Origin of the sequence: Alteromonas portus, assembly GCF_005117025.1 — a bacterium.
Taxonomy (GTDB): domain Bacteria; phylum Pseudomonadota; class Gammaproteobacteria; order Enterobacterales; family Alteromonadaceae; genus Alteromonas; species Alteromonas portus.
In genome coordinates, this window is sequence record NZ_SWCO01000002.1 from 448995 (window position 1) to 474204 (window position 25210).

Here is a 25210-nt window from a genome sequence, read left to right on the forward strand (position 1 = left end):
AGCAAAAGTATGCGTTTTTGCGGGTTGATGACATGACTTTGTGTAATTAAAAATGTAATATTACAAAGTGACTTTCACAATAGATTTGTAATTGATAATTAACTTGGTTGAATTCTCATGGCACATAACGACAGCGCAGTTTCAGTAAATACTTCCGAAGAAAACGTGATGCAATCAGGCTCTGTGGCAGAGCAGTTGGCAGAAGCGCAAAAAGAAATTAACGAACTTAAAATGCAATTAATGTGGATGGAACGCAATTACGAGTAGCGCTTACCGAGTAAGCATTGCTAAGTATCATAAGACGAGCATCTGCTATTAAAACTGAAAGTGGGTTTTATTTTTTGTAAGTTTACATATCGACTTTCAGTTTGAGGTTTATAAAGTATTTCGCAATTATTACGGCGAATGTTTGGCCCCGTTTGCTCGCGCTTTAGCTGTTAAGACTAAAAAACGTAAAAACAAGCCAATCTCTAGTGTTCAGCCGGTAAGACGTCTGAGCTAGAAGGCTAATTTGATTTAGCGTTAATGTAAGCCTGCTAGGTCCGCCTATACCAGTGATTTGCTGATAGGGGTAAATGGTGTTTCTCAAATTTAATAAAGAGAGGTCATGCTGGCCTCTTTTTTTATTTCCTAGTATCTGGTTTCCTTTCTTTCGTAATACCTTGGGTATTTGGAAAAGCCAAATAGTTTGTAATGGCTATTATGAGTTGGCTAAATTATGCCCAATCTAAGTGGTGTGCTATTGTATGTAAGGTGAATTTGGTAAAAGGTAAGAAGCAGGAGAAAGGAAGCGATTATGGCTTATCAATTTAAGTTTTTTGCACAACCTGTTATCAGCAATATCAGAACGTTTTGTGAAGCCGCGCTAGTCGAATTTACGATTGGTTTGATATGTGCGGTATTTGCTTACGCAAGCTATGGTATTTTTATCCACCTTTTTATTGCATGTGTTGTTATATCGATAGCGTGTTTTTGTCTTAGTATCTACAACATTTACAGCCTCTTATCTTATCCATAAACCGCTTTTCTCACGTATTTATCGATACACAATGTAATGCAGTAAAAACGTATAAAAAAGGGCAAACACTAATGTGTTTACCCTTTTTATTAGGTTGAACTACCCTAGATAGCGATCTTATCTATCTTTCCACTATCTATTTAACAAGCGAGTAGGGCGAAACTAGCCAAGGGCATTACGCTTTTAGCTGGTTACCAATAGGCAACTGTCGAATACGCTTACCGCACGCAGCAAATATGGCGTTACAAAGTGCCGGTGCAAATACCGGTGTTGCCGGTTCACCTACACCTGCAGGTGGTGCATCGCTTTCAATAACCTCAACCTCTATGTCTAGCGGAGAATCGCTCATTCGAGGCACACGATAGTCGTGGAAGTTACTTTGCTGTACTTTACCCTTATCGAAGGTAATTCCGTTACTTAGGGCTGTTGTCAGACCGAAGATAAGCCCGCCCTGAACTTGGTTCTTAACGGTGTCTGTGTTTACTACAGTACCAGCGTCAATTGCTGCCCATGACTTAACAATACGTAGATCGCCACTTTTCGAAACTTCAACTTCCACTACAGCGGCCACGTAGGTTAAGAAGCTTCGATGGGCAGCGATGCCCAAACCGCGCCCTTCGGGCATTTCTCGTCCCCATTTAGCCATAGACGCAGCTTTTTCGATAACATGTCTAAGTCGGCCTATGTCTAAAGGGTATTCTTCCTTATCTGCCCCATAATTATCGTATTCAGCACCTTGCTCAGTGACATCAAGGATCCGAGCAGGGCCTATGGTATCCAATAAATAGTCTTTTGGATCTCGATTCGCTTTATGGGCGGCCTCAGCTATAAAAGATTGTATGGCATAAGCATGGAATATATTAGAGACTGATCGCATCCATCCAACACGAGCCATGGATTTTGCGTTTCCTACTTCTAGCTTCAAATTAGGGGTGTTGATTGGATTATCAGTAAACCCTAATCGCAATTCGAAGCCCATAGGTGTTGTGGCGCCTTCTTGAAACAGTGCCGCGATTGGAGAAAAAGCGGTTCTGTGAAGGTAAGCATCTATTGCACCCTTATCGTCTAGACTTGCTTCAACGTGTTGAGCGGATACTGCGTGGTAGAAGCCGTGTTGAATATCATCCTCTCGCGTCCACTGTACTCGTATAGGATGTCCGGTTTTCATTGAAAGGAAGGCCGCTTCAGCAGAAAAATCAGGTTTTGATTTTCGCCCAAAACCACCCCCAAGCATGGTGACGTTTACTTCAACATTCTCTTTAGGAATTCCTAACAGGGCTGAAATTGTTGCCATGTCTGCTTGCGGGTTTTGCGTTGCCGCCCACACTTTAATTGCACCATCTTTAAAGTGTGCTGTAGCGCATGGTGGCTCCATAGGCGCTTGAGCTAGATGAGGAATGTAATAATCGGCTATAAGCTTGTCTGAAGCTTGGGATAAAACCGTGGTCGCATCGCCTTTTTCTCGAACATGGGTTTGAGCAGAGTTTACTGTTGAGATGAGTTCTGTTTTAAAAGTCTCGGAATTGTATTCACTATTTTCACCGTCATCCCATTCTACTTTTAAGGCCTTGCGTGCTTGCCATGCTGCCCAAGTGCTTTTTGCAATAACGGCAACACCGCCTTTGGGTTGAAATTGAAGTGCGCCACTTGGCACTGGCATTTCTACCACATCCACTACACCAGGCATTGCTTTAGCAGTTTTGCTATCAACGCTCTTTAACTTACCACCGACCACAGGTGGGCGCAGAACAACGGCAACTAAAGTGCCAGGAATTCTCACATCGGCAGCAAAAGTCGCTGAACCTGTTACTAAGTCTTGCAAGTCAATGTGCGCCATTCCGGTGTTAATGTAACGCCATTCTTCCTTACTTTTTAGCGTGATTTCTTCTGACGCAGGCGGTACGAAGTTTATTGCATCGGTAACAAGCTCTTTGTACGAAAGGGTTTTTCCAGAAGTGTGACTTACGACATGTTGGTTCGCCGTACAAGTATCGGCAGACACGCCCCAACGCTTAGCTGCAGCGTGCTGCATCATGTAGCGCACGCTGGCGCCCATTTCGCGAAGTCGCTGCATGTTGTAACGAATGCTTCGTGAACCGTCAGTATTTTGATCGCCGTATTTGGGATCACCTTTGCCCTGAATAACTATCACTTTATCCCAGGCGGCTTCCATTTCATCTGCAACAATTTGTGCAATAGCGGTACGGATCTGCTGGCCCATTTCGCTTCGATGACAGGTAATTTCAACCATGCCATCTGGGCGTAACGCTACGAATAAATTAGCACGCTTGGCATTTTCAGCGGGTTTCGCCAAAACGCCAGCCATCGCACGTGGGGCACTGCCCATAAAATAGGTACCCAGTACAAGTGCACCCGCAGCAGCACTAGATTTTAAGAAGCTACGACGATTCATGTCAAAATAGGTATTGTCTCTCATGCTTCTTCTCCCGCTTGAGTTGGGTCAAAGTAGCTAACGCCGGCATTGCCACTCATCGACTTTGATGCCGACTTAATGGCCTTGTGAATGCGAGGATAGGTTCCGCACCGGCAGATGTTGCCAGACATGTTTTGAACAATTTCTTCATCGCTAGGGGTAGGGTTGGTAGATAATAAGCTAGCTGCCTGCATAATTTGCCCACACTGGCAAAATCCGCATTGCGGCACCTTGTGCTCTACCCATGCTTTTTGAACTGGATGATCGCCATTTTCGCTAAGCCCTTCGATGGTGGTAACTTGTTTACCTTGAACTGCGGAAACCGGCAATACACAGGAGCGCTGTGCCATGCCGTCTATGTGAACGGTACAAGCACCACACTGCGCCATACCACAGCCAAATTTTGGTCCTGTAAGATTTAATTCGTCGCGAAGGTACCACAGCACTGGTGTTGATGGGTCACCAGAAAACTCGTGTTTGTTACCATTAACGGTAAACGTGATCATGGTCTTGTCTCCATTGGTAAGCGATAAATATGAACCAGTCCCTGTACATTGAATATGGACTACCCAAGCAGTGTTGCGCAGTTCACATGCGCTACCATTTTCATATTTATACGGTTACGTTGCCTGATGATACGAACTATCTAAGATGCGGAACATCCAGAGATATATGCCACTATTATTATTTTTAAAGGCTTCGTAAATAATTCTTAGTTTACGTTAACACGCATTTCACCTTTACGCATTTACATAAGTTTAAATGTAACCTAGTTGCGACAGAATGAGGCTTGGGCAAAGCGCTGTTGCTAACACGGCTTTTAAACGTGTTGCGGTAAGAGTAGCGCCGATAGGCAGGGGGAGGGAAGCCTTAGCGAAGCTTTCGCAAAAGAAGGAAGCGGTCTATCTTGCGAGCACCTAACGTCATAGTTCGCTGGCTATACTTAAGCCATCCGCGTGCTCTTGGCCAGTCATAACTTAACAGTACCAAGCCAGCTACAACAAAAAGGATTGAGCCTGGAAGTAAAGTTAACACAATTCCACCAACAAATAAGATTGCACCCAGAGTAAGTCTTAATATGCGCATTTGCCTGAGCTCGCTTGCATAGGTTAATTATTCTTCTAGTTTCGCTTAAGTACCTTTCTTTGCCAATAATTAAAATGTAAATGTTTGTGCAAGCTTTTCTTACAAGGTAGCCCTAATCAACCTCACTAGATTGTTGAATAAGTAGCCGTTTGAATGCTCTGGGTGCTCCATTAGCCGTTTTGCAGTGGAAAGCGCTCTGGAAATGCAGTACAAAGGCAAGAAGAAGCAAAAGCAAGTGGCGCTGCGCCAATGCTGTAAAAGTATATGTGTGAAATGCAAAAGTGTTTTGCGCAATTAGCGTTTTGTGTGAATAAAACGCAACCATAAAAACGATAAGAAAGAGAGTAACCATGGCTGAACAACAAGAAAGACAACCTATCAGCGAACAAGAACGCGCAAATTGGGTGCGAGAGCAATTTCAAAAAGCTAATAAGTTTTTAGCTGAAAATGGGGTATTGTTTGACACAGTAATTACTGAAGAAAGCCGTTACTTAATTCCCTATTTAGCCGTTTGGAAAATCAAAGCAATGGACGGCAAACTTTACTGGGTGATTAGTGGTGACTTACCTAGCGATTACACCACAGTGGAAAACGCGAAAGATGCAAAAGAAGTGTTACGCCACTTCGCTATGCACTGGCAGCTTAAAGCCGAAAACTTAATTAATGCTAAAAACGCTGATGAAAGCCAAAAAGAATTTGGTGCGCTCTTAATTAATCGTGCAGAGAATTTGTTTGCCATGCAAAACACCCCAGAGCTTTGGGCATAGCAGGAAGTAAAAGCTTTAAAAATTTGCAGCTTCAATCAGTTAATTAATGAAGCTGGGTGACGTCCGGCAGGGGAAATCGCTCTGCTGGGCATTTGAGCCTTTGTCGCGGCACACCTGCATCCATAAAAACCTGACCGTCAGGTATAAAACCAATGGATTTATGATACGACACGCTTTCAAGGTTGCAAACCACTTTAATAATGGGAACATTGTTTCGTTTAGCAGCAGTTATTAAAGCTTCAAACAATGCACGGTAAACAGGAAGAGTGCGGTGGCAGCGCTTAACGGCAATTCGGCCTAGTTCGCCTCGTTTGGTTAAGCGCCCGGTAGCAATGGGTTCGTTTTCATCGTTAACAATAAGCACATGGCACGCAGAACGGTCGTGCTCGTCGAACTCGCTCGCTTCAGGCACGCGCCACTCTAAAACAAATACATGTTCCCTTAGTGCTTTGAGTCGATGTTTATCCTTTTCCCAATCGACGTTTTGTATAGTAAACGCCATACCTACCTGTTAACCCTCGAACCATTCCCAGTAACCATTATTTATAAGTGTAGTTAAAGTTTCTAAAAATGTAAAAGATGGGGCATCTTGGCAACACGTTGCGGTCAAAATGTTGCCCGATGCCAACACTTCAAACCATTCTTGGTCATTTTTAGAAAAAGCAAATTGGCTACCGTTAACATAAAGTGCTCGGGGAAGCCCGCGTTTACCATCACAGATTAATGCTCGGACCCCTGGTGCAGGAACAAAGCTAATACCAGCGGCAAACTCATTTGAAATTTGCTCTAACGTGACTTCATCCTCAAGTGGATATTCCGGTATACCCTGTTCGCTCATGGCTTCTAGTAATGCCAGAGTGAAATCTTCACCGTTGATGGCGTCTATCAACTGTTGTTTCAGCGCAGCGACATCACTGGGATTAACTAGTGCTGGGTTCGCCTGACTCGTTCTGGCAGGGTCGGTAAAGCGATAATTGCTAGCGCCTTTATCTAGCATCATGGCTAAGCTTTCAGCCAATTGAAGATTGTCAGGTGCGCGATAACCTACCGAGTAGGTCAAGCTGTCTTCAATGGTCTGGCCGTCATGAGGCCACCCCGGGGGGACGTAAACTACATCACCAGGTTCAACAATTACGTCTATTACGGGTTCAAAGCCTTCAATTTGTCTCAGCTTTGGATGTGGAAAGACTTCTTTGTAGTTTGCAGGTTTGCCTACTCGCCAACGCCTCTTCCCCTTACCCTGAACAAGAAATACATCGTACTGGTCAATGTGAGCTCCAACGCCAGCCCCTTTGTTGGCAAAACTTACCATTAGGTCATCTAACCGCCAATTAGGAACAAAAGAGAAGGGGCTTAATAGGGGCGTTACGTCTGGCACATATTTATCTACGCCCTGAACTAGTAGCGTCCATTTCCCTTGGCACGCGTTTTCAAAATCGTTAATGGGACCCTGTTCAACATGCCAGTTTCCGTGAACATTACTGATGATCCTGGCGTCAACCTCAGATTCCTGCGCAAGGCCAGCTAGATCATTTTCATCTACAGGATCGGTGAAGTCTAAAAAGAACTGCTTAATCACAACCGGTTTTTGCTGCCAGTAGTGCTTCAAGAAGGTTTCTTCATTAAAGCCTTTGCCAGATTGTGCATCAATAAAATACGTGGTGTCGTTATTGCTCATAGCATCTCTTTTTTAAGCCAATTTAATGGTTTATGTGCGTTGACCTGAGCGCGAAATACACTGGCGTTTAGTACGCCAAATGATAAGTTATTAAGCGCGCGAACACTGCGTAAGCAAGCGCCGAAAACTTGCAAAGTAGGCGCTGCTCTGGGTCAAAACATAGTGATATTGTAAAGGCGGCATTATCATTTATTGAAAACGTTATTGCTACCTTAGTGTTGTAATAGGTTCAGTAGACCCATGTTTAAACCAAAAAAAACAGATAATGGATAAAAGATGAGATGCAAATCTGCTGTAACCCCTATATTTGTTTGTAGGTGGCCTGAATTGCTCATAGATTCAGAAGGCGAATTTAGCATATGTACGCGTTTAAAAGCGTCGTTTTAGTCTGAATTTTTGTCTTATAAAAATTCAGTGCTCTGGTGCAACAGGTTATAGGGGAAGATTCATTAGCATTCGTGCTATTGGCACTTACAACAGTGTTGTTATCTTGCCTTAAAGCATCGTCATTTTTGGTGAGTAGAAAGTCCACTTTGTCGGACGATGTGGCAAACACGTCATGGGTTTTTTCACATATTGCAATAGTACTGGGCGCTGTAAATTGTTCTAGCATTGCTGCTTTATTCACTGTAGCGCCCCAAACATCGAAACCTTTCATTGCGCGTTTAGACGGCCCTACTATTAAAGTGCCTGTGGCAATGCCAACACGAAGCTGACACGACGACGATACCAGCAGGGTGTGACTACTAGTAAGATTGCGCGCTTTAAGCGCGAACTCTATTGCGCTGATAGTAGCGAGATAAAGGACAGCATCTGCAAACTCATCTTCGCTAACAAAACCCACAACAATGTATTGATCGCCGTTAGTTTTTAAAGGAGTTAACCGTAAAGATGTGGCAATGTCATCGAACTGAACAAATAGGGTTTCAACAATATTGGTACACGCCATGTCACCGTATTGTTCTGCCAAGCATTGATAGTTTGAAAGATCACAAAAAATGACCACCCCATTTGGCACCCTGTGCTTTATGCTGATATCCCTTTTTTTATCAATGTTTGCGTTCTTAGTGGCTTGAAAAGCCAAAGCGCGTTTGGCATCAAAGTAAGGGGAACACGGGTTATTAGGTTCAAAATTTTTTGCTCCTTTCGTGTTGTGTAAGTCCATCTACATGCTCCCGATATAAACGCTTAAAATTAAGTCGAAATAGGTATAAAAAAACGCGGTACTAATGACCGCGTTTTTTAGTGTAGTGGAAAGCGTAAAGGCTTATAACTGATCTACAAGCCTGATTGCATCACCAATGTAGGTCGCAGGCGTTAATGCTTTTAGCTCTGCTTTGGCTGCTTCTGGCATATCTAGGTTGTCAATAAACGCAGCAATAACTTCTGCATTTACTTTCTTACCACGAGTAAGTTCTTTAAGCTTCTCGTAAGGCTTTTCAATACCGTAACGACGCATAACAGTTTGAATAGGCTCTGCAAGCAGTTCCCAATTGTTATCTAACTCGTTCAGTAAGCTTTGCTCGTTAACTTCTAGCTTGCTAATACCTTTTAAAGTGGCCTGATAAGCGATAACAGCATAACCTACGCCTACGCCAAGGTTGCGCAGCACGGTTGAGTCAGTCAGGTCACGCTGCCAACGGGAAATAGGAAGTTTAGCCGCCAGGTGATCGAAGATAGCGTTAGCAAGACCTAAGTTACCTTCCGAATTCTCAAAATCGATAGGATTAACTTTGTGTGGCATGGTTGATGAACCGATTTCGCCAGCCACAGTTTTTTGCTTAAAGTGACCAAGTGCAATATAGCCCCAAACATCACGATCGAAATCGATAAGAATGGTGTTAAAGCGGGCAATCGCATCAAACATTTCTGCAATATAGTCGTGCGGCTCTATTTGCGTAGTGAACGGGTTCCAGGTTAGACCTAGTGAGGTAACAAACTTCTCTGAAACATCGTGCCAATCCACATCTTTATAAGCAGATAAATGCGCATTGTAGTTGCCTACAGCACCGTTGATTTTACCAAGCAACTCAACACCTGCAATCTGGCTACGCTGACGCTTTAAGCGAATTGCAACGTTTGCCATCTCTTTACCCATGGTAGTAGGTGAAGCAGGCTGACCGTGGGTACGTGCCATCATAGGTACGTTTTGGTAGCGCTTAGCAAGTTCAACTAAAGCATCAATTAACTTATCGCAGTAAGGAAGGATAACAGTCTCGCGGGCTTCGCGAAGCATTAGGCCGTGTGAAAGGTTATTGATGTCTTCAGACGTGCATGCAAAGTGGATAAACTCATTCACCGCTGAAAGTTCGCTGTTGTCGGCCACTTTCTCTTTTAGAAAGTATTCAACGGCTTTTACATCGTGGTTTGTTGTACGCTCGATTTCTTTGATGCGCATAGCATCTTCAACGCTAAACTCAGCTACTATTTTATTTAGTAGTGCGTTAGACGTATCTGTAAAGGCAGGAACTTCTTCAATTTGTGGGTTAGTAGATAGCATTTGTAACCAACGCACTTCTACTTCCACACGGTATTTTAATAAGCCGTACTCACTGAAAATACTGCGTAATTCTACGCTTTTGCCAGCATATCGACCATCGACAGGGGAAATTGCAGTTAACTGACTCAGTTCCACCTTAAGCTCCTCACTAGTTTATTAATCGTAGTGCTTTAACAGCACTGTTAAGAATGTGTTTGCGTTTAAATAATATGTTTCTTCGTTTGCCGCCCATCTGGCGCCACATAACAGCTGCCCTAACGCCTGCAAGCAAAAGGGCGCGCACTTTGTGCTGTGTAGCAGGTTGGCCCAAATAATCTGGGTTACCAGCCACCTGTATACGAGGCGCTAGCGGACTAATTATATCACTGTAAATACTTGCTAAAGACGCAACGATCTGAGGGTTCTGAAAGTCGATATGAGCGAGTTGACGCTGAACATGAGAGATGCGTTCCGCTAGTTCCTGCATGGCCTTTGGCTTTCTTGCGAGTTTTCTTTCTAGACCGAGGATACTTGCGATGTAGCGGGTCAATTCTGTGTCTTTTGTTGCTTGTTTGTCGGATAGTTGCGCGGCGAGAGTAGTATAACCGGTTGTTAAGTTTGCTAGCTGCCCAAAAACCTGTTGCGGTGTTTCTGGGTCTGTAACCAGTATGCTTGATAAGCTAGCTTCAATGGCTTCGTTATCGGCAGTACCTCGTCTGGCAAGCTGCTGAACTAGCGCAGCAGCTTGACATACCCCTGCTAGGGCCAAATTATTCTCTATATCAGAATCTAACATCAGCGAATGTAACTCTCAATAATACCGCCGCCAAGGCAAACTTCATCACTGTAAAATACCGCCGACTGACCTGGCGTTACTGCTTTTTGGGGTTCGTCAAAAATGACTTCGATAGTATCGTTTTCAGTTGGCGTGATAGTACAAGGAATATCGGCCTGACGATAGCGAGTCTTAACTACTGCGCGCAAAGGCTCTGTCATTGTTTTTCTATCTACCCAGTGCAATTGCTTGGCTACCAAGCCTTTAGAGTATAGGCGAGGGTGATCAGCACCTTGACCCACAATAAGCACGTTGCGAGCAACATCTTTATCTACCACATACCAAGGGTCGTCACCGTATTTGGCTAATCCACCAATGTGTAACCCTTTTCGCTGACCTAACGTGTGATACATTAAACCTTCGTGCTGGCCGATTTCTTCACCCTCTGCGGTTTCAATAACGCCAGGCTGAGCTGGAAGGTAACGAGCCAGGAAGTCTTTGAATTTGCGTTCACCAATAAAGCAAATACCAGTAGAGTCTTTCTTATCATGAGTGATAAGACCTTGCTCCTCGGCAATTTTGCGAACTAATGGCTTTTCGATGTCGCCCACAGGGAAGAGCGTTTTTGCAACGTGCTCTTCGCCTAACGTGTAAAGAAAGTAGCTCTGGTCTTTGTTGTTATCGAGACCGCGCAGCATTTGCCATTTGCCGTCTACTTCACGGCGGCGTACGTAGTGACCGGTAGCAATGTAATCGGCACCAAGGTCTTCTGCTGCAAACTCAAGAAACGCTTTAAACTTAATTTCTTTGTTGCACATAATATCTGGGTTGGGCGTACGGCCCGCTTTGTATTCCTCTAAGAAATACTCAAAAACGTTATCCCAGTACTCTGCAGCAAAGTTAATGGTGTGAAGTTCAATGCCAAGTTTGTCAGCAACCGCTTGTGCATCTTTTAAGTCTTCCGCTGCAGCGCAGTATTCATCGTTATCGTCTTCTTCCCAGTTTTTCATGAAAAGACCTTCAACCTGATAACCCTGCTGTTGAAGCAGATAGGCTGAAACAGACGAATCGACACCGCCGGACATACCGACGATCACTTTTTTGCTGGCGTTAGATTCAATATCACTCACTACGGATTGCACACTCATTTGATTAATAAAAAAGAAACCTGACTTGTTAGGTTAACTGCCAATTAATAGGTTATTGTATTTGCCAAAACTGTTAATAAGCAGTGACTCAATTAGTGGTGTAACACTAATGAGCAACTATTCAACACCCATTGATTTAATGCTAACAAATAGGCCCGATTTCGAGGTCGCGGATTTTATCAGATTCCGAAGGCTAATTCACATTTAATCCTTATCTGTTTAAGTAATTAAATATATGGTTATCCGCTGTTGACTTGGAATCTTCAATATAGTCTACAAGCGATAAGGTAGAGCGACATTTAGCCGCTTTAATATCCGCAACCTCTCGCCGCCAATTACTGTGGCCGATGCAGATAAATTCAAGTGTTTATTTAGATACTATTGTTAAAAACACACGTATTTTCCGTTTTCTATACCATCTATGGTCCAGTTACCCACTCGGTACCTGATAAGACGTAGGGTAGGGTAGCCAACGTGGGCTGTCATTCGCCGCACTTGTCTGTTTTTACCTTCTGTAATGGTAATTTCTACCCAGCTTGTAGGGATAGATTGTCTAAACCGAACAGGCGGATTCCTAGGCCACACGCTTGGCTCATCCATTGGTTTTACTTTAGCCGGGCGAGTCATTCCGTCTTTTAACTCTACGCCGTCTCTAAGTGCCTGTATTGCTTTTTCGTCCATGATACCTTCAACTTGTGCCCAGTAGGTTTTACTGGTTTTAGCTTTCGGGTTAGCAAGTTTGTGCTGAAGCTTACCATCGTTGGTAAGAACCAAAAGACCTTCTGAGTCTCTGTCTAGTCGGCCCGCAGCATATACATCAGGAATATCTATGTAGTCTTTAAGTGTTTCTCTGCCGTCGGCATCAGTGAATTGAGAAAGAACTTGGAATGGTTTGTTAAAAAGCACGACTTTAGCGTGTGAAGACATGTTACTTCCGCTTATTTTTATTCAGAATTTCGAGGACATTTTACGACAAACGACGTCATTTCGCATGGGAAAATAGGCGGGAAATAATGGTTTCGTTAGTGAAGTTTGTCGATAAATTCGGTGATCTTATGTGTTAAGACAATGGTATGACTTGTAACTCAAACTTTCGACCCTATACTAGTGGTCGCTCCCAATTTTATAAGAGAGTGCATCTGCATAATTATTAGACAGTTTTGGCAGTGATAAGCCGGCTTGCTTATACAACGCATCTCAATATCGCAAGTGACTCAGTAGTCGCAAGCCACCAGATTGACATGCATATTGCTAACATAAGGAATTGAATAATATGTGGAGAAGATTACAGCAAGTGACCTTTTGCTTTTAAAAGTAAATGGTGGAAAACATCAAATACGTTTCGCAATGACTGTGGGCGCGACTTTATAACGTTGCGGGTTGTTGCGACCTAATGGACTAAAAACGACAGTACCCTGTCGAAAAAATTGAGGTATATAATGACCAAGTCTAAGATCATCTATACGAAGACAGATGAAGCGCCAATGCTGGCGACCTATTCACTTCTTCCAATTATCCAGAAGTTTGCTGCAGCTGCAGATATCGACGTAGAGCTAAGCGATATTTCACTTGCTGCGCGTGTATTGGCAAATTTCCCAGAGTATCTTTCTGAAGAACAAAGAGTGCCAGACGCGTTAGCTGAGCTGGGTGAGATGACCCAAGACCCGAATGCTAACATCATTAAGCTTCCAAACATCAGTGCCTCAATTCCACAGCTTCGCGCAACTATCAAAGAATTAAACGCTAAAGGTTTTAACGTTCCAGCGTTCCCTGACTCACCTAAAACAGCTGAAGATGAAGAAATTCGCGAGCGTTACGGTAAAGTACTAGGTAGTGCGGTAAACCCTGTGCTACGTGAAGGTAACTCAGACCGTCGTGCACCGACGGCAGTTAAGAACTATGCCCGTAAGCACCCGCATTCAATGGGTGAGTGGTCTCAAGCTTCTCGTTCACACGTTGCACATATGCGCGGTGGCGACTTCTACTCTGGCGAGAAGTCAGTAACAGTAGAGAAAGATGGCTACGTGAGCATCGAGTTCACAGGCAAAGATGGTAGTAAGAAAACGCTTAAGCCTCGTGTAGACCTGCTTGCTGGCGAAGTCATCGACGGCATGTTTATGAGCAAAAAAGCGCTGTGTGAGTTCTTCGAAGAGCAAATTGAAGATGCGAAAAACACAGGCATTCTTTTCTCACTACACGTAAAAGCGACCATGATGAAGGTGTCTCACCCAATCGTATTTGGTCACTGTGTAAAAGTATTTTACAAAGATCTATTCAACAAATGGGGTGACCTGTTTGAAGAGCTAGGTGTTAACCCTAACAATGGTCTTGGTAGCGTTTACGACAAAATTGCAACCCTACCTGAGAGCCAACGTTCTGAAATTCAAAAAGATATCAACGCATGTTATGCCGACCGTCCGCCAATTGCGATGGTTAACTCTGACAAAGGTATCTCGAACCTTCACGTACCAAGTGACGTAATTGTAGATGCTTCTATGCCTGCAATGATCCGTAACTCTGGTCAAATGTGGGGACCAGATGGAAAGGCACACGACACCAAAGCGGTAATCCCTGAAAGTACTTATGCAACGATTTACCAAGAAGTTATCAACTTCTGTAAAACTCACGGTGCATTCGATCCAACAACTATGGGTACAGTACCTAACGTTGGCCTAATGGCGCAGAAAGCAGAAGAGTACGGTTCACATGACAAAACGTTTGAATTAGAAGCAGACGGTACTGTGTCAATTGTTGACCAAGACGGTAACGTACTTATTTCTCACGACGTTGAAGAAGGCGACATCTGGCGTATGTGTCAGGTGAAAGATGCACCTATTCAAGATTGGGTTAAGCTAGCAGTAACGCGTTCACGTCAATCTGGTATGCCTGCAGTATTCTGGCTAGATGACGAACGTGCTCACGATGCACAACTTATCAAGAAAGTTGAAAAGTACCTACAAGACCACGATACAAATGGTCTAGACATTCAAATTATGTCTCCTGTACGTGCTATTCGTTACAGCATGGAACGTGCAATTCGCGGTCTAGATACCATTTCAGTAACCGGTAACGTACTTCGTGACTACCTAACTGACTTGTTCCCAATCCTAGAGCTTGGCACCAGTGCAAAAATGCTATCTATCGTACCGTTAATGGCTGGTGGTGGCCTTTACGAGACTGGCGCGGGCGGCAGTGCGCCTAAGCACGTTCAACAGTTCGTTGAAGAGGGTCACTTGCGTTGGGATTCATTAGGTGAATTCCTAGCTCTAGCTGTATCGCTAGAAGATGTTGCAATTAAGCACAGCAATACGAAAGCAAAAGTTATTGCTACAGCGCTTGATAAAGCAACGGAAAAACTGCTTAACAATGGTAAGTCTCCGCTTCGTAAAGCAGGTCAGCTGGACAACCGTGGTAGCCATGTTTACCTAGGTCTGTACTGGGCTGAAGAAGTAGCGAACCAAACGGAAGATGCAGACTTAGCTGCGCAATTTAAGCCAGTGTATGAAGAGTTGTCTGCGAAAATTGACGACATCTTGGCTGAAATTGACGCTACGCAAGGTAGCGCGCAAGAAATTGGTGGTTACTACTACCCAGACGAAGATAAGCTTTTCGCAACCATGTCTCCAAGTAAGACTTTAAAAGCTATTCTTGAGGCGTAATTGAAGTAACACGTAATAGTGTTAGCGCAAGGCGCTAGGTAGATCAATAAACATTGTAATTACCACTAGTGTTAATATCAAAGCCCGCCCGTTGTACGAGCGGGCTTTTTTTATTCATGTAAAGCGGCTACGTTAAGGGCGTTTTTTCGACCTTGGCAATGGTTTGTGCGTTATCAGAATACTGTAGGTAAGGACCTTTGACGAAAAAGACCGTCGATGAGACAGGAAAAAATTTGAATTTTTGACGTTAATAAATGGTAATAAACTGAAAGGGCCACTGCGGGTAGGTGTGTCTTAAATATTCAGTGTGAATAAATAAGCGTTTAATTATTTTGAAGACGAGTTTACCCGTGACACAAGCTTGTGCCTAATTGTCAATGCAAAGAAAGCAAAAGCCCGACACTAGGTCAGGCTTTATAAATTCTCTAATTAACGCTCTGGTTCTTCTTTGAAGCCAATGTTCTCAGCATGCAGACCTTTAGGGCCTTGCTGAACTTCGAACGTTACTTCCTGACCTGCTTTTAGCGAACGATAGCCTTCCATTTGAATCGTAGAGTAATGCGCGAAAATATCTTCACCACCATCCTCAGGTACGATAAATCCAAAACCCTTTGCGTTGTTAAACCATTTAACTTTGCCAACCGCCATACTTCGACTTCCTCTTAATCCTTGAACTCACGAGTATATGCCCCCATTATAGATCCGGAGACACGGTGGAATGAGTATTTACTGTAGTTGCATTAAAGTGACTGCTTTAAAGTGATAAACATGCAATACTCAAAACCACTATGCAAAATGTAGATTTTTTAACCATATTATGTCAAGGGCAAATGTGAATAAATTTATACAAAAGTTTGTACACATACACGCCGGTAAACCACTATTATTAAGTTATGAGTAAAGACAACGCTATTAGTATCGAAAAGGAAAAACAGAAAGACGCGCAGCGACAGAAGCCGCAGCCGCCTCCCATGTACAAAGTGTTGTTGAACAATGACGACTACACCCCGATGGATTTTGTCATTGAAGTACTCATGCAGTTTTTCAATATGGACGCTGAGAAAGCCAACCAACTTATGCTGACCGTTCATTATCAAGGAAAAGCCGTGTGTGGCATTTTCACTGCTGAGATAGCAGAGACAAAAGTGATGCAGGTTAATCAGTACGCACGCAAACATCAGCATCCACTGATGTGCACGATGGAGCAAGCATAAGGTTTTTTGTAGAGGGCGAGCAATATGTTAAATAAAGAATTAGAACAAACGTTGAATGATGCGTTTGTATTTGCCAGAGAGCACCGTCACGAGTTTATGACGGTAGAGCACTTGTTGTTGGCATTGCTTGATAACTCAGCTGCTCGTGATGCGCTTAAAGCGTGTGGTGCCGATATTGAGGCGATTAAGAGTGAACTGCTATCGTTTGTAAAAGATACTACGCCCCTTATTCTGGACGACCAACTAAACGAAAGAGAAACCCAGCCGACGCTTGGTTTCCAACGAGTGCTTCAACGCGCAGTATTTCATGTGCAATCGTCAGGTAAAGACGAGGTCACAGGTGCCAATGTACTTGTTGCTATTTTCAGCGAGCAAGAGTCACAGGCTGTTTATATTCTTAAGAAAGCTGACGTAACCCGCTTAGACGTAGTGAATTTTATCAGTCACGGCGTGAGCAAAGCTGATGACGACGAGCCGGTAAACCCTGAAGCCTCGGAAGAAGCTGAGACAGGTGAAGAGGGTGGCTCAGCATTAAGTAAATACGCGACTGACCTAAACCGCCACGCGAAAGACGGAAAAATCGACCCGCTTATTGGTCGCGACTCTGAAGTAGAGCGCACTATTCAAATTTTATGTCGTCGTCGTAAGAATAACCCACTTCTTGTAGGTGAAGCGGGCGTGGGTAAAACGGCTATTGCCGAAGGTCTCGCCTATAGAATTGTTAACGAAGACGTACCTGATGTTATTGCTGAGAGTACCGTATACTCTCTGGATTTGGGCGGCCTTCTTGCCGGTACTAAATACCGCGGCGATTTCGAAAAGCGTTTAAAAGCTATTTTGAAAGAGCTAGGCAAAGATAAAAACGCTATTTTGTTTATTGATGAAATCCACACCATTATTGGTGCAGGCGCTGCGTCGGGCGGTGTGATGGATGCGTCTAACTTGCTTAAGCCTAAGCTATCTAGCGGTGAACTGCGTTGCATTGGTTCAACCACGTATCAAGAGTATCAAGGTATCTTTGAAAAAGACCGCGCGCTAGCACGTCGTTTCCAGAAAGTCGATGTGACCGAACCTAGTGTGAGCGATACTACCAAAATATTACTTGGTCTTAAGAGTCGTTACGAAGAACACCATAACGTGCGCTTTACGCAAAAAGCCATTCAAGCTGCTGCGGAATTGTCTGCGAAATACATCAACGAGCGTCACCTTCCAGATAAGGCCATTGATGTAATGGATGAAGCCGGAGCAAGTCAGCGCTTGTTGCCGCCTTCTAAGCGCAAGAAGACCATAGGTGTGGGTGACATAGAGCAAATTATTGCAAAAATGGCGCGTATACCAGAGAAGTCCGTATCGGCCTCTGACAAAGAAGTGCTTAAGAACCTAGGTCGCAACCTTAAGATGGTTGTATTTGGCCAGGACAAGGCGATAGAGACGTTAAATGACGCCATCTTATTGTCGCGTTCAGGGTTGGGCAATGAAGCAAAACCAATTGGTAGTTTCTTGTTTGCAGGTCCTACTGGTGTTGGTAAAACAGAAGTAACCCAACAATTGGCGAAAATCATGGGTGTTGAGCTTGTGCGTTTTGATATGTCTGAGTACATGGAACGCCACGCGGTGAGCCGCCTTATAGGTGCGCCTCCAGGTTATGTAGGCTTTGACCAAGGTGGTCTATTAACTGATGCGGTAATTAAAAACCCGTATTCTGTAGTGCTTTTAGATGAAATAGAGAAAGCCCATAGCGATATCTACAATATTCTTCTTCAAGTTATGGATCACGGTACGCTTACTGACAATAACGGTCGCAAGGTAGACTTTAGAAACGTAGTGTTAGTGATGACCACCAACGCAGGTGTTCAAGAAACCGTACGTAAATCTATTGGCTTTAAGCAACAAGATCACAGCCACGATGCGATGTCTGAAATTAATAAGGTGTTTACACCAGAGTTCAGAAACCGCTTAGATGGAATTATCTGGTTCAATCACCTTGACCCAGAAATTATTCTTCAGGTGGTCGATAAGTTCATTATTGAGCTTCAAGCACAGCTCGACGTTAAAGGTGTGTCGCTAGAGGTTACCAGTGCTGCTCGTGCTTACATGGCCGAGAAAGGCTATGACAAAGCAATGGGAGCACGTCCAATGGCGCGTGTTATTAAAGACGACCTTAAGAAAGAGTTAGCAAATGAGCTGCTGTTTGGTGAGTTGTCTAAAGGCGGAAACGTTAAAGTGGACTGCGTTGATGACAAGCTAACCTTTGAATACACAGGTGTAGGTGCGACGTCTGAAGAAGCAGAGCCAAGCTGATATAGCAAACCATGTAGCGTTAGGTAGTAAAGCTAATGCTCTCTACCAAGCGCTGCATACTCGTTTTTGACGATGGAATAGTTTTAGCCGAATTGTTTTAGTTGAATAGGGTTAGCAATAAAACGGCGCAATAATTATGTTGAGTTAGAAACGAGTAAATCCCAGATACGAAAAAGCCCGATCTTAATCGGGCTTTTTTTATGCGTTACCGCTTAAATGGCTCATTATCTTGCGCGATAAACGATACGACCTTTGGTCAAATCGTAAGGAGTCATCTCAACGGTGACCTTATCGCCAGTAAGAATACGGATATAGTTCTTGCGCATTTTACCAGAGATGTGTGCAGTCACTACGTGACCGTTTTCTAGTTCAACGCGGAACATAGTGTTAGGTAGTGTGTCTAACACAGTACCTTCCATTTCAATACAATCTTCTTTTGCCATGTAAAGCAGTTACCTCAGTAATTCAAAATTTTTGCCGCGCAGACCTTACCCAATCTTGGGTTCGGTGTAAAGCAATTAAGTGGGTATTTTACTATTTTTGCTAAATAGATGCCATTCATTGTCACTAAACTGCTCAAATGGCAAAAATTTATGTTTATAAGACATTTTTTGGCAGCCATCCACGTAGTACCCTAAATACACATGTTGGTAGCCTAAACGTTTTGCTTGCTCAATTTGCATCAATATCATCCATGTACCCAAAGATGCTGAGCTATAGTCGGGGTCAAAAAAGGTGTACAGGGCAGAGAGTGCGCCCATGTGCTGGTTGGCATTAATTATATCTGTGACCGCAACCCCAATTAGCTTGTCGCCATCGTATGCTTCAAGGTAATGGGTTGTCATCCAATCACACAATACGAAATTATCGAACTGTGTCTTTGATGGCGGGTACATGCTTCCGTCAGCATGGCGCTCTGTAATATAGCGCTCGTACAATGGGTAGTAGGTATCTTTAGTCGTCTCTACCAGATCTACTCGGAACCCTTTGTTGCTTTTGAGCAGTCTTTTTTGGCTACGAGAAGGCATAAAGGAATCAACAGGGATCCGCACAGATTTACAGGCATTACAGGCAGGGCAGTGCGGGCGATATATTTGTTCACCGCTTCGACGAAAGCCGGCTTGAATGAGCTGTGAATATCGCCAGGCCTGAAAATCATTATTTTCTGCGTACACTAACAATTGCTCTTGCTCGTCCGGCAAATAGCTACACGAAAATGATTGGGTAATACCAAACTTCAAGGCGTAATCTCTCTTGGTTTCCAACGATTAAGATAGTCTTCAGATAACCTACCGTCTTCACGTAAAGTGTGGTTGTTATTTTCGAGTTTTTCAATAAAGTCGTCGCGTGAAAAAGTACTAGCACCCAGTGATGACAAATGTTCTGTGGGTAGTTGGCAATCAATAAAGGCCATATGATGGGACTTCATATGATTAACCAGCGCGAGCATGGCAAGTTTCGACGTATTACTCTCTGTGTGGAACATCGATTCGCCACAATAGACTTTACCGATACCTACACCATAAAGCCCTCCAACTAGCTTATCTCCATTCCATACCTCTACAGAATGGGCCAAACCTAATCCGTTAAGCTGCCTGTAGGCGGCAATCATGTCGTCTGTTATCCAAGTCTCGCTGTTTACTTCTCCAGTATTAGGGTTTTTGCGAGGGGTAGACGAACACGCCCCGATGACGCGGTCAAACGCATAATTTAATGTCACCGTGTATTTTTTCTTACGAGCAAGTTTTTTAAGGCTTTTAGATGCAACAAAGTTGTCGAGTTCTATGATGGCTCTTGGGTCCGGTGACCACCATAACAAAGGTTCGTCATCACTAAACCAGGGAAATATGCCTTGGGAGTACGCTGAAAATAAACGGGCAGGGCTAAGGTCGCCGCCGAATGCTAATAAGCCGTTAGGGTCTTCTAAGGCAGTGTCTACAGAAGGGAAGGGAGCGCCTTCTTCAATATAATGTAACGCTATCATAACTAGGCCAGAAAAAAGCCCTGCAGGAATGCAGGGCTTACGAGAATAGTATTAACCTTGCTCAGGCATAGTACCATCTAAATATTTTTCAGCATCCAATGCAGCCATACAGCCGGTACCAGCTGATGTAATAGCTTGGCGATAGATGTGGTCACTTACGTCACCCGCTGCAAATACACCTTCAACGCTAGTTTGTGTTGCGTTTCCGTTGGTACCGCTATTAACCACGATGTAGCCATCTTTCATTTCAAGTTGACCATCGAAAATATCAGTGTTTGGCTTATGACCGATAGCAACGAAGAGGCCCATTACGTCAAGCTCTTCTGTGGCATCGCTGTTCGTGTCTTTAATACGAACTTTGGTTACGCCCATTTCATCACCAAGTACTTCGTCTAGGGTACGGTTTAAGTGTAATACTACGTTGCCGTTTTCCGCTTTTTCACGAAGGCGTTGCTCTAGAATTTTTTCACTTCTGAAGCTGTCTCTTCTATGAATAACATGCACTTCTGAAGCGATGTTTGAAAGATAAAGCGCTTCTTCAACGGCTGTATTACCACCGCCTATTACCGCTACTTTCTGGTTGCGGTAGAAGAAACCGTCACAGGTGGCACAGGCAGAAACACCTTTGCCCATAAAGGCTTGCTCAGACTCAAGACCTAGGTATTTAGCAGAAGCACCTGTAGCAATGATTAATGCGTCACAGGTATAAGTACCGCTATCTCCATAAAGCGTGAAAGGACGCTTGGAGAAATCGGTTTTATTGATATGGTCAAAAATGATTTCGGTATCAAACTTCTCTGCATGCTTTTGCATACGAACCATTAAGTCTGGACCAGTAAGACCTTCAGGATCGCCTGGCCAGTTTTCTACTTCTGTTGTGGTAGTAAGCTGTCCGCCTTGTTGAATACCAGTTAATAGTACAGGTTTTAGATTAGCACGTGCCGCGTAAACCGCCGCTGAATAACCCGCTGGGCCCGAACCCAAGATAAGTAGACGGACGTGTCTGCTTTCTGCCATTTTCCTCTCCAAATAATTCACCCAAAAGGGTTACTCAAAAGTTTCTCTTAGAAAGCTAGGTAGGGGCAAAAATCTGTAAATCAAGCACAACACCTAGTTACTTTTATTATAGTAGTTTGCCAATGTACTACTTGCAGGTCGTTATAAACTTGCTTTAACAAAAATAACAACAAAGCCATGCAGCACAATGATTAGGCTTAAGTATTATATGATGCCTTCAAGAACGAAAAATGTCACTTAAAGATAATGTCAATTTATACCATTTGTTTATTAAGGTCCTTGGAAGTTTATAGTACATTTTGTGTGTAAGATTTGTTTTTACAAATAAAGTCTCTAAAAACTAGGTTGAAACGTATGTACAAAGACGTATGTACAAAGAGGTATGTGAAGAATAGGGCGCTTATTTGCATATTGTGCGGTGTTTTCAATGAAACTTAATGATCTATTGCGTCATCTTATTTGATAAAATCAACTAATGGGGTTTTACGCTAGGTGCCGTTTTAAGCAAGCAGTGCCAAAAAACCTGTAAAAAAGCGCAACATAATTGTAATAGCTAGAAAGCAGTTTACACTTTAACTGTATGTACCTAACAAACACGAGGTGAACCATGTCTCAATCAGTAATGACAATGTTGAAAAACGGTCAGCAGTACATGAAGACATGGCCTGTGAGAAAAGAACTGTACGCCTTTTTTCCAGAGTGCCGAGTTGTGTCTGCAACCAAGTTTGCCATTAAAACTATGCCGCCGGCAGCTATGGTGTCATGCGCACTTTTGTATCAAAACCTAGGCGCAGACTATCTTCCACAAACCATTACAATAGGTGCGTTCTTCTTAAGCTTGCCCATGCAGGGGTTATTATGGTTAGGCCATCGCTCTGACCAATACCTGCCACCGCAACTTAAAAGCTGGTATCAAGAAATTCATTCGAAAATGCGCACGCAAGGCGTTAGTGTAAGTACAGCTAAGTCCAAACCCAAATATAGAGAACTTGCGCAGCTTTTAAAAACAGCATTCAACGATTTAGACAACGCTTTTACCAAGCATTGGTTTAACTAAAAAGCTAAGTATGCTCATGTAGTGCGTGAGCAGGATTTAACGATAGTTATTTATTGAACTGCAGCGCTCAGCATGGTTTAAGCACAGCCAAGCATTTTCTACATTTGTATTGCGCCCCTTTTAAAATGTTGTTGTGTCTTCGCGTACTCAGCGAATAAGTGTCGCAGTTACACACATACTGGAAGCTTTTAGTAACCTGTTTTATATCAAATTGGTGTGTCGCTGCTGGCGGTCGGTTAAACACCCCACGCATAATCGACTGCCACTCTTTTCCATGAGGCTGAACCCTTCCAAATAAAATCCACACGAGTAAATGACTGACCTCATGTGGGATCACGTCACTTAAAAATGCATCTACATTGTCTTTGAAAAGAAGAGGGTGAAAATTTACGCGGTTTTGCTGTAGAAACGCCGTGCCGGCATTTTTACCCGAGCGCCTAAATGTAATAGTAGGGCGCTCGAAGCTACGTTTAAAATATTGTTCTGCCTGTTCAAAGCAAACAAAAACAGCGTCGGTGATAACGCGACGCTGTTCATCAGTTAGGTCGTTTGAAGCGATCTTACTGCCTCACTATTGCATTAGAAGTTTAGTTTTTAAAAGCATAATTTTTAATAGCCACCTCGTTAAAGGCTTTGCCATTAATGAATTTACATTTACCACATGTGATGCCAATTACTTAACATCACAAGGTAAACATAAAACATAAGTGCCTTTAGGATCGTTAAGCTGATTAACCAAACTAAACTCGTTCAGAACCCGTTTGAATTCGTTAACCAGTGCTGAGTCGGCGTGAGCAAACTGCCATTTGCCTACGAACGTCATAGCTTGACCGAAAAACTCTTTCCAGAAAATCTCTTGTGCACTTAATGTACGCTGAACATAGAATGTATCGTATTTTTCAAGTTCAGCAATTTCAGCAGCTACCGCTACCGCTTCGTCAAGCGTACCTAGCTGGTCAACCAAGCCCAATTCAAGTGCATCTTCGCCAATCCAAACACGACCTTGTGCAACGCTATCAACTTCTTCAATTGACATACCACGAGCATTAGATACCAGTGATAGGAAGTTGCCATATGTGTTTTCTACATTGCGCTGTAAGATTTGGCCAAACTCAGGAGCAAGAGGGCGAACCGCTGAAAACCCAGCAAGTTCCGTCGAACCTACACCGTCGCTGTGAATACCAAGGTAGTCGAGAGAGTTTTCGTAAGTCATAAACATGCCAAATACACCAATAGAGCCTGTGATCGTACTTGGACTTGCTATAATTCTGTCGGTACTTGCTGCAATCCAGTAACCGCCAGACGCCGCATAGGTGCTCATAGATGCAACAACAGGTTTACCAGCTTGCTGAAGCTGCAGAACTTCCTGACGGATCACCTCAGAAGCAAATGCACTGCCTCCCGGTGAGTCAATTTGCAAAACAACGGCTTTCACGTTGTCGTTTAAGCGAGCTTTCCTAAGTAGGCGTGCAGTGCTGTCGCCACCTATAGTCCCCGCTTTTTGGTTACCATTTAAAATAGTACCCTTTGCAACTACAACGGCTATCTTATCCATATCTGATTCGATAACAGGCATAGGAGGGTTCACAACCTTAAGGTAAGTATTAAACGAAGTAAGGTTAACACCATGATCGTTATCGCCTTCACCTACTAGTTCGGTTAACTCTACTCTTACTTCCTCGCGAGTTTTTAGCGCATCAACCCAGTTGTTTTCAAGCGCATACTGCGCAAAGTCACCACCAGCGGCTTCAAATTTCGCTAGTAAACCTTCTAAGGTTTCATCGAAGTTAGACTCATCAATCTCTCGAGCTGCCGCGACATCTGCTTTGTATTGTGCCCAGTAGCCGTCTAGCCACTGCTTTTCAGCTTCTTTTGCTTCATCAGACATATCGTTTCGCATGATAGGCTCAACGGCAGATTTATACGTGCCTACGCGGAAAATGTGCGTTGTCACTTTTAGCTTTTCTAGCATGTCTTTAAAGTACATGCCGTAGCGACCATAACCTTCAAACATTAATCCGCCCATCGGGTTTAGGTAGATGCTATCCGCGTGAGCTGCCAAGTAATATTGGTCTTGTGAGAAGTAATCGCCAATGGCGTAAACGGGCTTTCCAGATTCTTTAAATGCGTCAATGGCGTTACCGACACTGCGAAGTTTATCTAAACCGCCACCCGTTAACCCGTGCAGGTCTAACACAAGGGCTTTTATGCGTCTGTCTTTCTTGGCATTCTCTAAAACCTTAACGACATCGCGAACCAGCACTTCCGGGTTTTCGGGCTCGCTCCCAAGCGATTCCTGCAAAAACTGTTCAAATGGGTCAATACTTTCCTTTTCGATAACTAGCTTACCGTTCAAGGTAAGAAACAGAGCGCTATCTTTGTTCACCGATAATGGTTCATTGTCCTGACCGGCAATGGCGATAATCAAACCAACAAAAATAACGATGAATATCAAGTTAAAGAAAAGTTTGCGGGTGAAGTTAAGCACCGTCCACAAGCCAATAAACAAGGATTTAGTCCAATTTCCTTTGGCTGCCATTTTTATCACTACCTTTTTTGAATTAACTAATCAGAGCAAGATTAAGCAAGGTGT

23 protein-coding genes are annotated in these 25210 nt (G+C 43.5%); 6 read left to right on the forward strand and 17 right to left on the reverse strand.

What is annotated here, in order from left to right:
• The first annotated feature begins 117 nt into the window (after positions 1-117).
• Complete coding sequence (locus E5672_RS19780) at positions 118-267, forward strand: hypothetical protein (RefSeq protein WP_161569375.1); 150 nt, start codon at positions 118-120, stop codon at positions 265-267.
• A gap of 926 nt (positions 268-1193) precedes the next feature.
• Here E5672_RS19780 and E5672_RS06000 read toward each other — a convergent pair.
• The 3 genes from E5672_RS06000 to E5672_RS06010 form a co-directional block, all read right to left on the reverse strand.
• A complete protein-coding gene (locus E5672_RS06000) occupies positions 1194-3455 on the reverse strand; it encodes a xanthine dehydrogenase family protein molybdopterin-binding subunit (RefSeq protein WP_136781363.1) in 2262 nt (753 codons plus the stop codon).
• Complete coding sequence (locus tag E5672_RS06005; RefSeq protein ID WP_136781364.1) at positions 3452-3958, reverse strand: (2Fe-2S)-binding protein; 507 nt, start codon at positions 3956-3958, stop codon at positions 3452-3454. Before E5672_RS06005 ends, E5672_RS06000 begins: the two co-directional genes overlap by 4 nt.
• 364 nt (positions 3959-4322) lie before the next feature.
• The gene (locus tag E5672_RS06010) at positions 4323-4538 is read right to left on the reverse strand and encodes a PGPGW domain-containing protein (RefSeq protein ID WP_136781365.1); all 216 of its coding nucleotides are present in this window, start codon (positions 4536-4538) and stop codon (positions 4323-4325) included.
• A gap of 350 nt (positions 4539-4888) precedes the next feature.
• Here E5672_RS06010 and E5672_RS06015 point away from each other — a divergent pair, with 350 nt between their 5' ends.
• Positions 4889-5305 (forward strand): DUF4826 family protein, encoded by a 417-nt coding sequence (locus E5672_RS06015; RefSeq protein WP_136781366.1) that lies wholly within the window; start codon positions 4889-4891, stop codon positions 5303-5305.
• 43 nt (positions 5306-5348) lie between these two features.
• On the opposite strand, the gene E5672_RS06020 is transcribed toward E5672_RS06015, so the two are convergent.
• From E5672_RS06020 to E5672_RS06050, 7 genes are all read right to left on the reverse strand, one after another.
• Positions 5349-5807: a GNAT family N-acetyltransferase gene (locus E5672_RS06020; protein ID WP_136781367.1), complete on the reverse strand. Its 459-nt coding sequence runs from the start codon at positions 5805-5807 to the stop codon at positions 5349-5351.
• 9 nt (positions 5808-5816) lie between these two features.
• Positions 5817-6983, reverse strand: a complete 1167-nt coding sequence (locus tag E5672_RS06025; protein WP_136781368.1) for a cupin domain-containing protein — start codon at positions 6981-6983, stop codon at positions 5817-5819.
• 352 nt (positions 6984-7335) lie between these two features.
• Positions 7336-8148 carry an adenylate/guanylate cyclase domain-containing protein gene (locus E5672_RS06030; RefSeq protein WP_136781369.1) on the reverse strand — a complete coding sequence of 271 codons (813 nt, stop codon included), beginning with the start codon at positions 8146-8148 and terminating at the stop codon, positions 7336-7338.
• Between the two features lie 102 nt (positions 8149-8250).
• Positions 8251-9618, reverse strand: coding sequence for an adenylosuccinate lyase (gene purB, locus E5672_RS06035; protein WP_136781370.1), 1368 nt, complete (start codon positions 9616-9618; stop codon positions 8251-8253).
• Positions 9619-9631: 13 nt separating this feature from the next.
• Complete coding sequence (hflD, locus tag E5672_RS06040; RefSeq protein WP_136781371.1) at positions 9632-10258, reverse strand: high frequency lysogenization protein HflD; 627 nt, start codon at positions 10256-10258, stop codon at positions 9632-9634.
• Positions 10258-11385, reverse strand: a complete 1128-nt coding sequence (gene mnmA / locus E5672_RS06045; RefSeq protein WP_136781372.1) for a tRNA 2-thiouridine(34) synthase MnmA — start codon at positions 11383-11385, stop codon at positions 10258-10260. Before mnmA ends, hflD begins: the two co-directional genes overlap by 1 nt.
• A gap of 384 nt (positions 11386-11769) precedes the next feature.
• Entirely contained in the window at positions 11770-12312 is a 543-nt protein-coding gene (locus E5672_RS06050; protein WP_136781373.1) for an rRNA large subunit pseudouridine synthase E, read from the reverse strand.
• A gap of 512 nt (positions 12313-12824) precedes the next feature.
• On the opposite strand from E5672_RS06050, the gene E5672_RS06055 reads away from it, so the two are divergent.
• The gene (locus E5672_RS06055; protein ID WP_136781374.1) at positions 12825-15044 is read left to right on the forward strand and encodes an NADP-dependent isocitrate dehydrogenase; all 2220 of its coding nucleotides are present in this window, start codon (positions 12825-12827) and stop codon (positions 15042-15044) included.
• 429 nt (positions 15045-15473) lie between these two features.
• On the opposite strand, the gene cspD is transcribed toward E5672_RS06055, so the two are convergent.
• A complete protein-coding gene (gene cspD / locus E5672_RS06060) occupies positions 15474-15692 on the reverse strand; it encodes a cold shock domain-containing protein CspD (protein WP_014949330.1) in 219 nt (72 codons plus the stop codon).
• A 245-nt stretch (positions 15693-15937) separates the two neighbouring features.
• Here cspD and clpS point away from each other — a divergent pair, with 245 nt between their 5' ends.
• Together clpS and clpA are read left to right on the forward strand one after the other, a co-directional pair.
• On the forward strand, positions 15938-16258 hold the full coding sequence (gene clpS / locus E5672_RS06065; RefSeq protein ID WP_014949331.1) for an ATP-dependent Clp protease adapter ClpS: 321 nt from the start codon (positions 15938-15940) through the stop codon (positions 16256-16258).
• A gap of 24 nt (positions 16259-16282) precedes the next feature.
• Positions 16283-18559: an ATP-dependent Clp protease ATP-binding subunit ClpA gene (gene clpA / locus E5672_RS06070; RefSeq protein ID WP_136781375.1), complete on the forward strand. Its 2277-nt coding sequence runs from the start codon at positions 16283-16285 to the stop codon at positions 18557-18559.
• A 224-nt stretch (positions 18560-18783) separates the two neighbouring features.
• Here the strand turns inward: clpA and infA are convergent, their stop codons facing one another.
• The 4 genes from infA to trxB all read right to left on the reverse strand — a co-directional run bounded on the left by infA (position 18784) and on the right by trxB (position 21560).
• Positions 18784-19002 (reverse strand): translation initiation factor IF-1, encoded by a 219-nt coding sequence (gene infA, locus E5672_RS06075; protein ID WP_014949333.1) that lies wholly within the window; start codon positions 19000-19002, stop codon positions 18784-18786.
• A gap of 75 nt (positions 19003-19077) precedes the next feature.
• Entirely contained in the window at positions 19078-19800 is a 723-nt protein-coding gene (locus E5672_RS06080) for an arginyltransferase (protein ID WP_240692170.1), read from the reverse strand.
• Positions 19797-20543, reverse strand: a complete 747-nt coding sequence (gene aat / locus E5672_RS06085) for a leucyl/phenylalanyl-tRNA--protein transferase (RefSeq protein WP_136781377.1) — start codon at positions 20541-20543, stop codon at positions 19797-19799. The genes E5672_RS06080 and aat overlap by 4 nt, the downstream gene beginning before the upstream one ends.
• 51 nt (positions 20544-20594) lie before the next feature.
• On the reverse strand, positions 20595-21560 hold the full coding sequence (gene trxB / locus E5672_RS06090; RefSeq protein ID WP_136781378.1) for a thioredoxin-disulfide reductase: 966 nt from the start codon (positions 21558-21560) through the stop codon (positions 20595-20597).
• A gap of 607 nt (positions 21561-22167) precedes the next feature.
• Between trxB and yfbV the strand changes: the two genes are divergently transcribed.
• Positions 22168-22617 (forward strand): terminus macrodomain insulation protein YfbV, encoded by a 450-nt coding sequence (gene yfbV, locus E5672_RS06095; RefSeq protein ID WP_136781379.1) that lies wholly within the window; start codon positions 22168-22170, stop codon positions 22615-22617.
• Between the two features lie 67 nt (positions 22618-22684).
• Here yfbV and E5672_RS06100 read toward each other — a convergent pair whose 3' ends face one another.
• Together E5672_RS06100 and sppA are read right to left on the reverse strand one after the other, a co-directional pair.
• Entirely contained in the window at positions 22685-23176 is a 492-nt protein-coding gene (locus E5672_RS06100) for a SprT family zinc-dependent metalloprotease (RefSeq protein WP_136781445.1), read from the reverse strand.
• 114 nt (positions 23177-23290) lie between these two features.
• On the reverse strand, positions 23291-25156 hold the full coding sequence (sppA, locus tag E5672_RS06105; protein WP_136781380.1) for a signal peptide peptidase SppA: 1866 nt from the start codon (positions 25154-25156) through the stop codon (positions 23291-23293).
• Positions 25157-25210 lie beyond the last annotated feature (54 nt).